The following is a 14,388-nucleotide window of genomic DNA, read 5'->3' as shown; positions in this document are numbered from 1 at the left end:
CGGACGCCAGGCCCTTGCACAAGGCAATAATTGCATTGTGCAATACTTCCGGAATGCAATCGAGCGAGAGTCCCGGCGCGACAGCGCCCGACGTCGCCACGTTGCAATTGGCGACCCGTGACCTCGTCGGCATCGCGTTGCACAGCGTCGCAGCGGCCACCGGCGACGTGTCACTCGTCCAGTTCCGGATGCTGTGGACCATCGCTGCGATCGGCCAGAGTTCATCTGCCGACGTGGCAACCGCACTCGGTGTCGGAGCGTCGTCGGTGACGCGGCTGGCCGATCGCCTGCAGAGCTCCGGATACCTTGCGCGCGGCTCGGAACCGACCAATCGACGTGTGGTGACACTGGATCTGACCGAGGCAGGCCACGAGCTTGTCACACGCGTCTTGCAGTGGCGCGAGGACGAATTGACGAGGGTGCTGTCCCAGCTCGAACCCGACGTGCGAGCCGGCATGGTCGAGGGCCTACGTGCCATGCACCGGGTCGTCGGCGAGGAGTACGCATCCGAATCCGGGCCGTTGCCGCTGTGAGGTCACTGTTTCGACGGCCGTTGGGCCGCAGCCTCTTTGGTGATACCGCCGGTGTGTCCAGCCCGTCGTCCCCCGGCGACTTCGCGGTCGACCGGCGGATGCTCCTGATCACCGCATGGGCGGTCCCGGTCGGTGCGCTCGGCGCCGGAGCGGCGTGGGTGCTTCTGCATCTGATCGGACTGGTGACCAATCTCGTTTTCTACCAAAGGATTCGATTCGACCAGATCGCGCCCGGTGCGCAGGGACACCCGTGGTGGCTGATCGTCGCGGCCCCGATCCTGGGCGGCCTGGTGGTGGGGTTGATGGCGCGCTTCGGCTCCGCCCAGATCCGCGGTCATGGTATGCCCGAGGCGATCGAGGCGATCCTGACGCGCGGGAGCACCATCGCCCCGCGAGTGGCCGCGCTCAAACCGGTGTCCGCCGCGGTGAGCATCGGCAGCGGCGGGCCGTTCGGGGCGGAAGGTCCGATCATCATGACCGGTGGCGCGATCGGTTCCATCCTGGCGCAGCATCTGCACATCACGGCCGACGAGCGCAAGACGCTGCTGGTGTCGGGAGCAGCAGCGGGTATGGCCGCCACGTTCAACTCGCCGGTCGCCGCAGTGCTGCTGGCGGTCGAACTGCTCCTGTTCGAGTGGCGCCCACGAAGTTTCATCCCGGTCGTCGCCGCGGTCGCCACCGCAACCGTGGTGCGGGGGTTCATCCTCGGCTCGGGTGCTGTCTTCGCCGTCCCGACATCGCAGAGCGTGTTCCCGTGGACGGTCGACCTCGGTGCCGTGCTCATCGGCCTCAGCGGTGGGCTGCTGGCCGTTGCCGCGACGTGGCTGGTGTACAGGTCCGAGGACGCCTTCGCGCGTCTGCCCATCCACTGGATGTGGTGGCCGGCCGTGGGCGGTCTGGTCATCGGCATCGGTGGGCTGATCGAGCCCCGTGCACTCGGCGTCGGTTACGACGTGATCGACGATCTCCTCACCGGCCACGCGACGATCAGCCTGATCGTCGGGATCCTGACCGTGAAGAGCGTCGTCTGGGCCGTCTCGTTGGGCTCGGGTACATCGGGCGGAGTGCTTGCGCCGATCTTCATGATCGGTGCGGCGCTCGGCGCGTTGGAGGGGAACATCCTGCCCCACACCACACCGGGGCTGTGGGCGATGCTGGGGCTGGCAGCCGTGCTCGGCGGTGTCATGCGCTCACCACTGACCGGCGTCATCTTCACCGTCGAACTGACCCACGCCTGGTCGGCGATGCTGCCCCTCCTGGTATCCGCGACGGCCGCCTACGCATTGTCGGTTCTCGTGCTCAAACGCTCTGTGCTGACCGAGAAACTGGCCCGCAGAGGGCAGCACCTGACCCGCGAATACTCCACCGACCCGCTCGAGTCGTTCACCGTTGCGGATGTGGTGCAGGCCGATACCGATGCGCTTGCCCAACTCGCCGAGCACGTCGATGACCTGCCGCATGTGTATCTGCGGCAGACCCTGCGGGAGGTGGCATACGAGCTGGCAGATGCGGGTGCAACCAACGCCGTGGTCCTCGATGACACGAATCGGCCGACTGGCCTGCTCACCACTGCCGACCTCCTCACCGCGCGGCTGCACGACCTGACCGAGTCGCGACATCGCGAGCGGCATCTGACGGTGTCGCGTCGTCGGGCGGAGAGGCCGGGGGACAAGGAGCTTTCGACGGTCGAAGGGTGATGCACCCTGAGCGGGATCAGCTCATCGTGGCGGCGGCGCGAAGATGACCGCGGCGTTCGGGACCACCTCGAACGTCGCCGGCAACTCGCCGACGAGGTCACCATCGATCGACACCAGAGCCGGTGGGTCGCAATAGAATTCGATCTCGCGGCCACGGAGGGTGCGGACCATCTGGTGATTCACGTGCTGCCCGGAGAAGACCGTGGGGAAGACCTTGGCGACCGTCAGTCGTGCAAACCGCGAGGGACGGACGGCCAGCGTGACGTCGAGGGATCCGTCGACCATCGACGCCGCGGGCGTGATCTGCATGCCCCCGCCGTACGAGGTGGTGTTGCCGACGGACGCGAAGACCATGTCGTCGTCGAGCTCCGTCTCGTCGACGCGGACGTGATAGTGCCGTGAGCGCAGACCGATGAGTTCGAGCAACGCGGCGATGGTGTAGCGGGCCTGGCCCCTCGGCCAGGTCATCCCGATGGCGCGCGCGGTCACCGACGCGTCGAACCCCGTCGCGGCGACGGTGGCGAACAGTGACGACCGACCGTCGGGAAAGGTCACCCGCCCGAGATCCACCGTGCGGGTGTGTCCGAGCGCGATCACCTCTACCGCGGCGGCGACGTCGTCGAGCGGGACGTCGAGGTTGCGAGCCACGTCGTTGCCGGTGCCGGCGGGGATCACGCCGACCGGCGTGCCGGTGTCGACGGTGGCCTCGAGCGCGAGCCGGACGCTGCCGTCACCGCCCACCACGGCGATCGCGTCGGTGTCGCCGCGGGCGGCCTTGGCCGCCCGCTCGACGGCGTCCTGCGCGTCGCGCCCGATGATCAGTTCCACGTCGATTCCCCGGGCCTCGAACTCGCGGACCGCACGGTCGGCTATCGCACGGCCTGCGCCGTGTCGCGAGTGCGGATTGGCCAGGACCGTCGTGTGACGAACCCGACGGCCGTGGGATGTGGAACCCATGGGTTACAGTGTTACATATCATGTCAATCTGTAAAGAGGACATCGGGGACCAGGTCCTCGACGCCGCCCGCCGATGCCTGGTGCGCAACAACGGCCGCAAGGTGACCGTTGCCGAGGTCGCGCGCGAGGCCGGGGTCAGCAGGCCCACGGTCTACCGGCGCTGGCCCGACATGTCCGAGATCATCCGTTCCCTGCTGACCCGTGAGGTGCTCGGAGTCGTCGCCGCCGTCAACGACGTCACGCCGCTGCGCACGGCCGACTTCGACGCCACGGTCGACGTGGTCGTACGGGTGGTCGCGGCGCTCCGCGACGACGAACTGGTCGCGGCGCTGTGGCGCGAACAACGCGAGTTCATGATGCCCTATGTCTTCGACCGGCTCGGGACGAGTCAGCAGGGCGTGCTCGCGATCCTGTCCGATGCGATCGCCAACGGGCAGTCGCACGGGCAGGTCCGCGACGGCGACCCCGACAAGATGGCGGCGATGGTCCTGCTGATCACCCAGTCGTCCATCCAGTCGAGGGCCCTGGTCGAATCGATCCTCGGCGACGAGTGGAGCCGTGAACTCCACCACGCGCTCTCGTCGTACCTCCGCCCGCCCGACGACCTGCCGGCGGCAACCTGATGCGGACGATCTGATGGCCGTGCTGAACGCCGATCGTCGCCGCGACGGGCTGACGGCGCTTGCCGAGTCGACCGAGCCGCTCGATCTGCTCGTGATCGGGGGCGGGATCACCGGCGTCGGGGTGGCCCTCGACGCCGCCACCCGGGGCCTGCGGGTGGCGCTGGTGGAGGCCAACGACCTGGCCTTCGGTACGTCTCGGTGGAGCAGCAAACTCGTGCACGGTGGCCTGCGCTACCTGGCCGGTGGCCACCTCCCGATCGCGCGGGAGTCCGCGGTCGAGCGCCACCACCTCATGACCGCGATCGCCCCGCACCTGATCCGCCCACTGCGACAGGTGGTTCCGGACATCGGGTCAAAGGGCTCGGCCGCCCTGATCCGGTCCGGGTTCCGCGCAGGCGATCTGCTGCGGAGGGTTGCCGGTACACCGACCGACATCCTGCCGGCCCCCGCCAGACTGACCGCCGCGGAGACCATCGCGCTGTGCCCGGCGGTCACGAGGCAGAATCTGCGCGGCGCCGCCTCCAGCGCCGACGGGCAGCTCGTCGACGACGCGCGACTGGTGATCGCGATCGCACGGACCGCGGCCACCTTCGGCGTCACCGTGTGCACCTACACCCGGGCGGACGATGTCACCGGAACCGGTGCGCGACTGACGGATACCCGCACCGGCGAGAGCTTCGACGTGGCCGCGCGCACGGTGGTCAACGCCACCGGCGTCTGGGCGGGGACGGTGGATCCGTCGGTCCGGGTGCGGCCGAGCCGGGGCACCCACCTGGTCTTCGATGCGGCGACGTTCGGACACCCGACCGGCGCGCTGACGGTCCCCGTCGCGGGGTCGGTCTCGCGGTTCGTGTTCGCCCTGCCGGAGCAGCTCGGTCGCGTCTACGTGGGGCTCACCGATGTCGATGCGCCCGGTCCGATCCCCGACGTCCCCGAGCCGTCCGACGACGAGATCGACTTCTTGATCGACTCCGTGAATGTCGCTCTGGAGCAACCGGTCTCCCGCTCCGATGTCCTCGGTACCTTCGCCGGACTGCGTCCGCTCATCGACACCGGACACGGAACCGGCCGCAGCACAGCCGATCTCGCCGATGTCTCGCGCCGCCACCGGGTCCAGGTGACCGACGGCACCCTGGTCGGTGTGATCGGCGGAAAGCTGACCACGTACCGCTGGATGGCACAGGACGCCGTCGACGCGGCGATCGATGCCGGGGGGCTCACCGCGGGCGCCTGCGTGACGGCGACCACCCCGTTGGTCGGTGCGGCCGGGGTTCCCGATCACAGCGATCTGCCGCCATCGATGATCCGCCGATTCGGTTCGGAGGCAACGAAGGTGGTGTCTGCGGCGCGACTGGCCCGCCCCCTCGACCCGATTGCCGGCGAGCTCGACGTGACCCGGGCAGAGGTGGAGTTCGCGGTCACCCACGAAGGTGCGATCACGGTCGACGACGTCCTGGATCGGCGCACCCGGATCGGCCTGGTCGCGGCCGATGCCGAGCTGGCCCGGGGTGCGGTCACCGAGATCGTCGATGCCGCGCTGAGTTCACCCTGCTGAGGAGCACCGTCCTGATCTCGTCAACCGGGGTGCGCCGCGGCGAGCGCGGTCAGTAACCCATCGTCCGCAACGCGTCGGCGAGGCGATCGAGATCCTCCCGCTCGACGTCGAGGTGCGGGCTCACCCGCAGCACAGATTGCTCGGTCGCCAGTGGCGCGCGCCACGAGTCCGCGCAGGTGACCAGGATGCCCAGCCCGAGCAGTTTGTCGCGCGCGGCCGCGACGTCGGACGGTCCCCAGCCGGGGGGCGGTGCGAGGGTGGTGATGGCGGAGGGTTCGTCGATCGGTTCGAGGACCTCCCAGCTGGCGATGCCGTCGAGGCGCTCGCGGGTGGTGCGACCGATCGCCGCCAGTTCCCGGAACACGCGCTGCTGCCCGATGGTCAGCATCTCCGACACCGCGACGCCGAGGCCGAGGCGGCCGGCGACGAACGCTTCCGAACTCTCCACCTCGACGGACCGCAGGGAGTCCTTCCGGACCGCGACGAAACCCACGCCGCGTGGTCCGGTCAGCCACTTGCGGCTCGTCCCGTACACCACATCGGCCCCGGTCACGGTCGGAACGTGTCCGGCCGACTGGGCCATGTCCACCACCACCGGTACGCCGGCCGCGTGGGCGATCTCGACGATGCGGGTGACCGGCTGTACGACACCCGACGCCGAGCCGATCTGACAGATGTGGATGAAGTCGGGCTGCTCGAACTGCAGCATGTTCTCCAGCGCATCGGTGTCGACGTGCCCCGCGACATCGGCGTCCGGCAGCGGTCGCACCGCGTAGCCGCGGCGTTCGAACTCGACGAGATTGGGACCGAACTCGTTCTTCGCCACCCACACGGTGGTGGAGATCGGCAGGTTCCAATAGGTCAGCAGCGCGCGCAGGGCTGCCCGTGCGCTCTCGCGAAAGGCCAGTTCGTCGGCGGTGTGCCCGATCAGGGATGCGAGATCGCGCTTGTCACGGGTGATCTCGTCGTCACGATCGGCGGCGGCGATGTAGGAGCCGCGTTCGGTCTCACGCCAGAGATGGGCGGAGATGGCGCCGATCACCGCGTTCGACGACCGACCGGCGGCCGCCGAGTCGAGGTGGACGATCTCCGGGCGGAGGCGAGCACGCCGCCATTGTTCACCCAGTTCGCTCACGTACATAGACCCTGAACCTACCGGTTTGCGCCGACGAAACGATGGTCGGGTCGGATGAGTCCGGAAACGGGCCGATCGTGCCATCGGACGCGGTGTACGTCAGCCGGGCGCACATCCGCGATTCGGCAGGTGGCACGGCGTGACCTCACTTGGCCATGGGGGTGCCTGCGGGCACCGGATCCTGCCGGGGATCATCAAGGCGCGCAAGGAGAATCAATGCCCGACCGCAAACCCGCCGGCCGTAGACCAGGGACGGGTGGCCCTCATCGGGGTGATCATCGGACCGAGGAGAACCGTGGATCCGGTTCCGCGATCGGTGGACAACGCCTGATCGATTGAGCACGATGGCGCGGTGGTGAATGCAAAGATCGGGGGCGGATGGCTGGCGTCCGTCGAGGCCCTCCCGGACGAACGAATCCTGCTGAAATACGCGAGCAACCACACACAGAGTCGGCGACGGGCCGTCGGCGGTCGATTGTTCGTGACCTCGGACCGTATTGTGTTCCTGCCGCACCGCCTTGATGCCCTCACCGGTGGACGACAATGGGCCGCGATGGTGGAGCAGGTGGTGCGTGTCTCCGTCGAACCGAAGGGTGGAGACACCTTCGGTGGCGGCCTGCGCGACCGCCTCCGCGTCGACACGGACACCGGCTGTGCGCTGTTCGTCGTCAACAAGGTCGCCCAGGTGCGGTCGGAGATGGCCGCCGCTCTCGACGTTTCCTGACCCGAGCAGACCGTGGTCGCTGCGGACGGCCCCTCGTCCGGAACCCGACCGGCCCGCACTGCGTCCAAACGACATGGATTCCGCGATCGACTACCTCTTCGGAACCGGCGACGGTCACACCACGTCGTGGGTGTCGGCCGCGGACGTCGACCTCGACGGCGACGGGACGGCCGACGCGGTCCGGCTGGATTTCGACGGCGACGGTCGTCGTGACGATGCGATGTGGGACACCGACGGCGACGGTACCGCCGACGTCGTCGCGATCGACACCGACGACGACGGCCGCCCAGACCACCACTACCGCGACAACGGTGCCGGGGTGTGGGGCGAACGAACCGAGGATGTGTCAGTCGGTGAACCACCGGTCGGGCACGCCCCGGAGAATCCACCGGCGGCGGGCCGGGTCGATGCCCCGCCGCCCCGTCCCGCTCCGGCCGCATCGACGATGGATGCCACCGTGGTCCGGTCAGAGGATCTCGACGGCGACGGCACCGCCGACATCGAGATGACCGGCGATCGCCGGGCCGGGATACCGGTGGCGCATCGGCTCTATGTCGACGACGACGCCGATGGGCGATTCGATCACGTGCTGATCGACGACGACGGTGACGGCGTGGCCGACGTCAGTTGTGACTCCCGTTCGCCTCGATTCGACCGCCGCTGAGCGCCTCGTGGCGTGGGTGGTACGGGGTGTGGACGACGCGGACCACGAGCGAGCCGATCACGTAGAGCACGGTTCCGAAGACCACGAGTGCCACCGACTTGCCGTCGTCGGGGATCGCGACGGCCGCCAGGGTGACCGCACCGACGTAGGCGATGTTGAAGACGGCGTCCTGAACGGAGAACACCTGTCCGCGCACCGCGTCGCCGATGTCCACCTGCATGGCGACGTCACCGCAGAGTTTGGCGACCTGTCCGATCAGGCCCAGCACGAACGCGGAGATACAGAGGACCACGGGGTTGAAGGTCACCAGGGAGGCCTCGGCCGCGGCACCGACGAGCAACGCGACGATCAACGTCGTCTTCCGGCCGATCCGGTCCACCGAGTAAGGCGTGACCAAGGCGGCGAGCAGGGCGCCGCCCGCGGTGAACCCGGCGACCAGGCTCACGCCGGCGAGCCCGTCGCCGGCACCGGCGTGCTTGCTGATCACCAGAAGCATCAGGGTGTTCATGCCGAAGACGAGGCGATGGGCGCCTATCGCAGACAGCGCGGCCGACACCGTGCGTGACCCGGCGACCGCCCGGGCGCCGTGCAGCAACCCGACGGTCACCGCGTGCAGTGCCGACCGCCCCGGATCGTCGGGTTCGTCGGGACCCAGTTGGAGTCGCGTGAAGCCGTGGGCCAGTGCCCCGGCGATCAGGGCGATCACCACACCGCCGAGGGTGGTCAGGGCGCTGCCGGAATTGTCCGGGCCGAACAATGCACGCAACACCGCGGCGATGCCCGCACCGACGGCGAGCATGCCTGCTCCCAGGGTCGTGAACAGAGCATTGGTCGCGACGATGACGTCGCGGTGTGCCACGTGCGGCAGCCCGGCGGACAGACCGGAGGCCACGAACCTGCTCGCCCCGGTCACCGCCAGGGCGCCGATCAGCACGACGGTGTCTGTCGCGCCGACGGCGATCGCAACTGCGACGAGCCCGATCATGGCGGCCCGAATCACGTTGGCATACATCAGGACGTGGCGTCGGTCCCAATGGTCGAGGAGGGCCCCGGCAAACGGACCGATCACGGAGTACGGGAGCAGCAACACGGCCAGGCCGCCTGCGATGGCGAGGGGATCGGCGTGCCGCTCGGGGTTGAACAGGATGGCACCGAAGAGCGCGGCCTGGAAGACGCCGTCGGTGATCTGGCTGGTCAGGCGGACCGCGAGGAGGCGCCCGAGTCCGGGTGAATGCGCGAGCGAGCGAACGAACCCTCGTACACCGGGGGTGGCATGCTGCAAGCCTGACATCACTGATCCAGACTACCGACCTGAACGGCGCTGCCATGCGATGATGTGTGGGTGGCCGGCGGCGACGATTCAGAGGAACCGACCCCCGAGTTCTACTCGGAGGGCGCACCGGACGCCGCGCGCGACATATCGTCGGCCGGACGGGTCCGGCCAGGGACCCTGCTCCTCGCATCGACGGATCTCCTGGAACCGACGTTCGCCCGAACGGTCATCTACGTCATGGAGCACAACGACGCCGGCAGTCTCGGTGTGGTCCTGAACCGGACGAGCCAGACCGCCGTGCACAACTTGCTGCCGCAGTGGTCGGATCTCTCGGCGTCGCCCCGGGCGTTGTTCATCGGCGGCCCCGTCAAGCAGGACGCAGCCCTGTGCCTCGGGGTGGTGAAACTCGGCGCGGACATCAGCGGGTACGAGGCCATCCGGCCATTGAACGGTCGGGTCGCCCTCGTCGATCTCGACGGTGACCCGGAGGTGTTGTCCGAGGTCCTCGTCGGTGTCCGGGTGTTCGCGGGCTACTCGGGCTGGGGCATCGGCCAGCTCGACGGCGAGCTCGAACAGAACAGTTGGATGCTGGCGTCGGCGCTGGCCACGGATCTGCTCGTGCCGCCGACCGCTGATCTGTGGGCCGACGTTCTCCGCCGGCAACCGTGGCCGATGCCGCTGCTCGCTTCGCATCCGATCGACGTGACACGTAACTGAGTCGATCCGCACATCCGCGATAGTGGGTGACGTGGCACACCGTCTCTGCTAGGTTTTGGACGCTTGGTCCAGTCAGACGGGGGTCGATGGCGTGCGGGTGGGGATGATCAGCGGGATCTTCGGGATCCTCGTGGCGATGTTGGCGGTTCCGGCGACGGCGGGTGCGGCGCCGTCGACGCCGACCGGTGGCGCGGCGGCGGCCGGTTGGGCCGCGTCCCACGACGGCAGGCAGCCGTATGCGGGGGTCGCGGTCACCTGGGACGTCCCGATTCGGATGAGCGACGGAACCATACTGCGCGCCAACGTCTATCGGCCCGCCAACGGCGCCGGCCGCGCGACCACGAAACGCAATCCGGTGATCGTCAACATGACGCCGTACACCAAGCTGATCACCGCGGTGGGCGCCGCGGTGACCCAGCATCCGGTTCTCGAACCGCTCCTGAGGCAGCTCGTGACGGCCGTCAACCAGGTGGCCACGCCGATCCGCGACATCGCCGACATCTCGCAGCTCACCAACACCCTCCGAGACGGCGGCGCGAAGACCTTCATGGTCGACCTCGACCTGGTGCGCAGTGGGTACACCCAGGTGGTCGTGGACGTCCGCGGCACCGGCTTCTCGCAGGGGAAGTGGGATGTCTTCCAGGGCCGGGAACAGGCCGACACGACGGAGGTGATCGACTGGGCGGCCCGGCAACGCTGGTCGAACGGCAGGGTCGGCATGTCCGGGGTCTCGTATTCGGCGATCAACCAGATCCAGGCCGCCAACAAGAACCCGGAGGCGCTCAAGGCGATCTTCCCGGTGGAGCCGGGCGGTGACCTGATCCGCGACATCGTCGCGCCCGGCGGGGCGCTCGGGGTCGGTTTTCTGCCGATGTGGCTCACGCTGGTCAACACCACCAAGCTCGTGCCGAACGTGGCGTCGATGCTCAATGGCACCTTCGACTGGAAATGGTTGGCCGACCGGATCGCCGACCCGCTCACGTTCTATCCGCAGCTGTTGGCGGCGCTGGTGACCCCGGACGTCAAGTCGGTCCCGCCGGAGCTCGACGAGCTGCTCACCGACAATTCCGAACCCCGAAAGACGTGGCAGGACAACGCCGAACGGATCACCACCCCCACCCTCATCTACGGTGGCTGGTTCGACCTCTTCACCAACAGTGAAGTGCGGATGTACAACAAGATCCCGTTGCCGCCCGGGCAGAAGCAGCTCATAATGGGCGACGGTTATCACCTGACGATCGGCGGTGGACAGCAGGGCCGTGGCGGGACGCCCCCGCGCCTGGACGTGCTGCAGAAGGCGTGGTTCGACAAGTGGCTCAAGGGAATCGACAACAAGGTCGACTCCTATGGGCCGGTGAACCTCAAGCAGGTCGGGGATCCGTGGATCTCGGCCCAGCAGTTCCCGCGGGCCGGGATGTCGCGACAACGCCTCTACCTCGGTGACCGGCGCAGCGGAACCGCGCCCTACGCGGTGCGGGACGGGAGCCTCACCACCGCCACCCCGGCGACGCGTGGCCGGATGACCGTCTCACCCGGACTCCTCACACTCTGCTCGCGGGACTCCGCACAGCAGACGGCCGGTGCGCTCGCCCTGTTCCCGTTCTGCGCCAAGGATGCCCGGATCCCGGAACGCAACGCGCTCACCTTCACCACCTCGCCGATGCGGACCACACGCAGCGTGTCCGGCTACACCAACCTGCACCTCAACACGGTCATGGATGCGACCGACGGTTACTGGACGGCGACGCTCAACGATGTTGCGCCGGACGGGACGTCGAAGGTGATCAGTTCCGGGCAGGTGATGGCGTCGTTGCGAGGTTACGATCGGTCACGGTCGCAGTTCGCGCCGAATGGCGACGTGATCGATCCGTTCTACAATCTGACCCTGGCCTCGCGGCAGCGGGTGACCCCGGGAACGCCGGTGGGCGTCGACATCGGGCTGCTGCCGACCGAGGCGCTGATCAAGCCGGGCCATCGCTTGCGCGTCGACGTATTCGCAATGAACGTGCCGCGCGGACTTCCCTTGCGCCCCTTGCTGAACGAGTCACAACTGAAGCCGCAGCACATCCAACTCGACCCGCAGCGGCCGAGCTTCGTGAACCTCCCGCTGTCGACGCCGATCTCGTAGCGCGGCCGCCGCGCCTGGTCACTCCGCCTCGTGGTTGTCCGGATATGCGGTCACCGCGAGGAACCGGATGGGCAGTCGCACCAGATCGTGCGGGCCGTGGATGCCCTCGCCGTCGAGCAACAGACAGTCGCCCGGTCGCAGGGTGTACTCGGCGTTTCCGTGCCCGTAGACCATCACTCCCTCGAGCATGTAGAGGAGTTCGGTGCCCGGGTGTTGAAAGGGGGGAAACACCTCGCTGTCGTCGGCAAGCGTGACCAGGACGGGCTCGAGGCGCTTGTGCTGACCGCGCAGCGCGCCGAGGAGCTCGTAGTGGTGGCCGACGCGGGTACCCCGACCGACGATCACCGCGCCCTTTCCCGACTCGGTGTAGACCGCCTCCCGCTCCACGTCGGCGCCGCGGAACAGCGAGGTGACCGGGACGTCGAGGCCTGCGGCGAGGCGCGCGAGAGTGGTCAGGCTGCACGAGGTCTGGGCGTTCTCGATCTTCGAGAGCATCGCTTTGGAGATGCCGACCTTGGCTGCCATGTCGGCCACCGACATGCCTGCGTTGCGCCGGAGGAGACGGACCTGATGGGCGATGGCGGCTTCCAGATCGCCACCGGTGGGCGGGTCCCCGACGACCTCACGCTGGACCGGTGCCGGATCTCCGGTGTCGTCGACGGTCTTCGAGATGTCGGCTGTCATGTCGGCTGTCATGTCGGCAGTCTAGCGAACATTGTTTCCTGACAGTGGACAAGCGCTCAGGGCGCGGCGACCGCTTTTGACTCTCGGCTGTACCGCGTCGCCAGCCAGGAACACAGGATGAGCTGGATCTGATGGAAGATCATCAACGGAAGCACGATCAGGCCGACCGTCGGGCCGGCGAACAGCACCGTCGCCATCGGAAGTCCGGTGGCGAGACTCTTCTTGGTACCGCAGAACTGGATGGCGATGACGTCGGCCCGGTCGAATCCGAGGCGCCGCGGAACCCATCGGGTCACCACCAGCATCACCGTGACCAGCACCACCGCGATCGCGGCCACCGCGATGACCTGCGCCGCGTCGACCATCGACCAGATGCCCTCGCGGACGCCCTCGCTGAATGCGGAGTAGACGACCAGCACGATCGAACCTCGGTCGACGAGCTTGGTGGCCCGGGCGTGCCGGGAGAAGAAGGCGCCGACCCACGGGCGGGCGAACTGCCCGAGGATGAACGGGACAAGGATCTGGCCGAGGATCTTGAACACCGACGTCGCGTCGATCTGTACGCCGTTCTGGGTGGTCATCAGCGCGACGACCAGCAGCGGCGTCAACGCGACACCGAGAATGTTGGACGCCGACGCGCTCACGATCGCGCCAGGTACGTTCCCGCGGGCGATCGAGGTGAACGCTATCGACGACTGCACGGTGGAGGGCACGAGACACAGGAACAGCAGGCCGGTGGCGAGATCCGCACCGACGATCGGCTCGACCAGCGGGCGGAGGACCAGGCCCACGAGCGGGAACACCACGAAGGTGAACGCCAAGATGGTCAGGTGCAGCCGCCAGTGTTTGAGGCCCTCGATGGCTTCGCGCGGATGCAGCCGTGTGCCGTAGAGGAAGAACAGCAGTGCGATCGCAGCGACGACGACCCAGTCGAGGACGTCGGCGGCGGCGCCTCGCGCGGGTAGGAACGCCGCCAGCAGCACCGTGCCGAGGATGGCCAGGACGAAGCCGTCGACCGGGGAGCGGTTCAGCAGCCCACGGACGACCGCCAGGGGAGACGACACCGGCTCTCAGGCCTGGGCGGACTCGTTGGAGCAGACGGCGCGGAGGCTGCACGCCCCGCAGCTCGAGGTACCGCAAGCGGCTGCGGCAGCAGTCTCGTCGGCAGTGCTGTCGGCTGAGGTGTGAACAATATCGGCAGCCGGACCGTCATGATCGTGTCCGGAACAGCACGAGCAACCGTCGTCGTCGGCAGGTACCGCGGCAGCGGCGCGGACCCCGTAGGCACTGACCAGGCCGACCACGAACAGCGCGGCGACCACTCCGACGACCGCGAAGGCGAGCGACCAGTACCCGCCGATGCCGAGTGTGACGATCCCGCTGAGCACGAGGATGCCGGCGGCGGCGAACAAACCGGGCGCGGCCATTCGGTTGGCCACCTGAAATGCCTCGTCGGACCGCATGGACTCGTCGCTACGGACACCCAGCCAGCGATTGCGGGGGAGACGACCGGCGATACCCAGCCCGCCGACCACGAGCCACATCGCGGCGAGCGCGAAGACGACCACAGCAGCGACGACAGACAGGACGATCACATCGACCACCATACGACCGACCGTCGTAGCAGACCGAATCGACCGTTGTCACGCACCGGGCGTCGTGTCGGCGACAGTCGAGACCACTCCCCGTCGACAACAT

Annotated in this window: 16 protein-coding genes; 9 read left to right on the top strand and 7 right to left on the bottom strand. The window is 68.1% G+C overall.

The features are described 5' to 3' along the window. Positions 1 to 53 precede the first annotated feature (53 nt). Together ACPXCG_RS17125 and ACPXCG_RS17120 are read left to right on the top strand one after the other, a co-directional pair. On the top strand, positions 54 to 533 hold the full coding sequence (locus ACPXCG_RS17125) for a MarR family winged helix-turn-helix transcriptional regulator (RefSeq protein WP_425793198.1): 480 nt from the start codon (positions 54 to 56) through the stop codon (positions 531 to 533). A 53-nt stretch (positions 534 to 586) separates the two neighbouring features. After that, complete coding sequence (locus tag ACPXCG_RS17120; protein ID WP_425793196.1) at positions 587 to 2,230, top strand: chloride channel protein; 1,644 nt, start codon at positions 587 to 589, stop codon at positions 2,228 to 2,230. Between the two features lie 21 nt (positions 2,231 to 2,251). Here the strand turns inward: ACPXCG_RS17120 and ACPXCG_RS17115 are convergent, their stop codons facing one another. After that, positions 2,252 to 3,187, bottom strand: a complete 936-nt coding sequence (locus ACPXCG_RS17115; protein ID WP_425793195.1) for a YegS/Rv2252/BmrU family lipid kinase — start codon at positions 3,185 to 3,187, stop codon at positions 2,252 to 2,254. A 20-nt stretch (positions 3,188 to 3,207) separates the two neighbouring features. On the opposite strand from ACPXCG_RS17115, the gene ACPXCG_RS17110 reads away from it, so the two are divergent. Beyond that, entirely contained in the window at positions 3,208 to 3,810 is a 603-nt protein-coding gene (locus tag ACPXCG_RS17110; RefSeq protein ID WP_425793193.1) for a TetR/AcrR family transcriptional regulator, read from the top strand. A gap of 13 nt (positions 3,811 to 3,823) precedes the next feature. After that, a complete protein-coding gene (locus ACPXCG_RS17105) occupies positions 3,824 to 5,365 on the top strand; it encodes a glycerol-3-phosphate dehydrogenase/oxidase (RefSeq protein ID WP_425793192.1) in 1,542 nt (513 codons plus the stop codon). A 49-nt stretch (positions 5,366 to 5,414) separates the two neighbouring features. Here ACPXCG_RS17105 and ACPXCG_RS17100 read toward each other — a convergent pair whose 3' ends face one another. Then, positions 5,415 to 6,506: an aminotransferase class V-fold PLP-dependent enzyme gene (locus tag ACPXCG_RS17100; RefSeq protein WP_425793191.1), complete on the bottom strand. Its 1,092-nt coding sequence runs from the start codon at positions 6,504 to 6,506 to the stop codon at positions 5,415 to 5,417. Between the two features lie 133 nt (positions 6,507 to 6,639). Between ACPXCG_RS17100 and ACPXCG_RS17095 the strand changes: the two genes are divergently transcribed. The 3 genes from ACPXCG_RS17095 to ACPXCG_RS17085 all read left to right on the top strand — a co-directional run bounded on the left by ACPXCG_RS17095 (position 6,640) and on the right by ACPXCG_RS17085 (position 7,888). Continuing rightward, complete coding sequence (locus ACPXCG_RS17095; RefSeq protein ID WP_425793190.1) at positions 6,640 to 6,831, top strand: hypothetical protein; 192 nt, start codon at positions 6,640 to 6,642, stop codon at positions 6,829 to 6,831. Positions 6,832 to 6,852: 21 nt separating this feature from the next. Next, positions 6,853 to 7,224 (top strand): hypothetical protein, encoded by a 372-nt coding sequence (locus tag ACPXCG_RS17090; protein ID WP_425793188.1) that lies wholly within the window; start codon positions 6,853 to 6,855, stop codon positions 7,222 to 7,224. A gap of 73 nt (positions 7,225 to 7,297) precedes the next feature. Further along, entirely contained in the window at positions 7,298 to 7,888 is a 591-nt protein-coding gene (locus tag ACPXCG_RS17085; protein WP_425793186.1) for a hypothetical protein, read from the top strand. Here the strand turns inward: ACPXCG_RS17085 and ACPXCG_RS17080 are convergent. Then, positions 7,848 to 9,179 (bottom strand): MFS transporter, encoded by a 1,332-nt coding sequence (locus ACPXCG_RS17080; RefSeq protein ID WP_425793184.1) that lies wholly within the window; start codon positions 9,177 to 9,179, stop codon positions 7,848 to 7,850. The two genes, ACPXCG_RS17085 and ACPXCG_RS17080, sit on opposite strands and share 41 nt — an antisense overlap. A 51-nt stretch (positions 9,180 to 9,230) precedes the next feature. On the opposite strand from ACPXCG_RS17080, the gene ACPXCG_RS17075 reads away from it, so the two are divergent. Continuing rightward, positions 9,231 to 9,878 carry a YqgE/AlgH family protein gene (locus ACPXCG_RS17075; RefSeq protein WP_425793182.1) on the top strand — a complete coding sequence of 216 codons (648 nt, stop codon included), beginning with the start codon at positions 9,231 to 9,233 and terminating at the stop codon, positions 9,876 to 9,878. A 72-nt stretch (positions 9,879 to 9,950) separates the two neighbouring features. Here ACPXCG_RS17075 and ACPXCG_RS17070 read toward each other — a convergent pair whose 3' ends face one another. After that, on the bottom strand, positions 9,951 to 10,133 hold the full coding sequence (locus ACPXCG_RS17070) for a hypothetical protein (protein WP_425793180.1): 183 nt from the start codon (positions 10,131 to 10,133) through the stop codon (positions 9,951 to 9,953). Positions 10,134 to 10,152: 19 nt separating this feature from the next. Here ACPXCG_RS17070 and ACPXCG_RS17065 point away from each other — a divergent pair, with 19 nt between their 5' ends. Then, positions 10,153 to 12,006 carry a CocE/NonD family hydrolase gene (locus ACPXCG_RS17065; RefSeq protein ID WP_425793178.1) on the top strand — a complete coding sequence of 618 codons (1,854 nt, stop codon included), beginning with the start codon at positions 10,153 to 10,155 and terminating at the stop codon, positions 12,004 to 12,006. Positions 12,007 to 12,024: 18 nt separating this feature from the next. On the opposite strand, the gene ACPXCG_RS17060 is transcribed toward ACPXCG_RS17065, so the two are convergent. Genes ACPXCG_RS17060 through ACPXCG_RS17050 form a run of 3 tightly spaced genes read right to left on the bottom strand, consistent with a single transcriptional unit; the run spans position 12,025 to position 14,297 of the window. Further along, entirely contained in the window at positions 12,025 to 12,690 is a 666-nt protein-coding gene (locus tag ACPXCG_RS17060; RefSeq protein WP_425793481.1) for a helix-turn-helix domain-containing protein, read from the bottom strand. 56 nt (positions 12,691 to 12,746) lie between these two features. Then, on the bottom strand, positions 12,747 to 13,742 hold the full coding sequence (locus ACPXCG_RS17055; protein WP_425793479.1) for a bile acid:sodium symporter family protein: 996 nt from the start codon (positions 13,740 to 13,742) through the stop codon (positions 12,747 to 12,749). An 18-nt stretch (positions 13,743 to 13,760) separates the two neighbouring features. Further along, complete coding sequence (locus tag ACPXCG_RS17050; protein WP_425793176.1) at positions 13,761 to 14,297, bottom strand: SdpI family protein; 537 nt, start codon at positions 14,295 to 14,297, stop codon at positions 13,761 to 13,763. Between the last annotated feature and the right edge of the window lie 91 nt (positions 14,298 to 14,388).

The organism is Gordonia sp. DT218, assembly GCF_049847105.1.
Taxonomy (GTDB): Bacteria; Actinomycetota; Actinomycetes; order Mycobacteriales; family Mycobacteriaceae; genus Gordonia.
This window is presented reverse-complemented; position numbering and strand designations above follow the sequence as displayed.

Coding starts and splice junctions, on each gene's coding strand:
- ACPXCG_RS17125 (WP_425793198.1), top strand. CDS start 54: ATGCAATCGAGCGAGAGTCCCGGCGCGACAGCGCCCGACGTCGCCACG.
- ACPXCG_RS17115 (WP_425793195.1), bottom strand. CDS start 3,187: ATGGGTTCCACATCCCACGGCCGTCGGGTTCGTCACACGACGGTCCTG.
- ACPXCG_RS17110 (WP_425793193.1), top strand. CDS start 3,208: ATGTCAATCTGTAAAGAGGACATCGGGGACCAGGTCCTCGACGCCGCC.
- ACPXCG_RS17105 (WP_425793192.1), top strand. CDS start 3,824: ATGGCCGTGCTGAACGCCGATCGTCGCCGCGACGGGCTGACGGCGCTT.
- ACPXCG_RS17100 (WP_425793191.1), bottom strand. CDS start 6,506: ATGTACGTGAGCGAACTGGGTGAACAATGGCGGCGTGCTCGCCTCCGC.
- ACPXCG_RS17085 (WP_425793186.1), top strand. CDS start 7,298: ATGGATTCCGCGATCGACTACCTCTTCGGAACCGGCGACGGTCACACC.
- ACPXCG_RS17080 (WP_425793184.1), bottom strand. CDS start 9,179: ATGTCAGGCTTGCAGCATGCCACCCCCGGTGTACGAGGGTTCGTTCGC.
- ACPXCG_RS17065 (WP_425793178.1), top strand. CDS start 10,153: ATGAGCGACGGAACCATACTGCGCGCCAACGTCTATCGGCCCGCCAAC.
- ACPXCG_RS17060 (WP_425793481.1), bottom strand. CDS start 12,690: ATGACAGCCGACATCTCGAAGACCGTCGACGACACCGGAGATCCGGCA.
- ACPXCG_RS17050 (WP_425793176.1), bottom strand. CDS start 14,297: ATGGTGGTCGATGTGATCGTCCTGTCTGTCGTCGCTGCTGTGGTCGTC.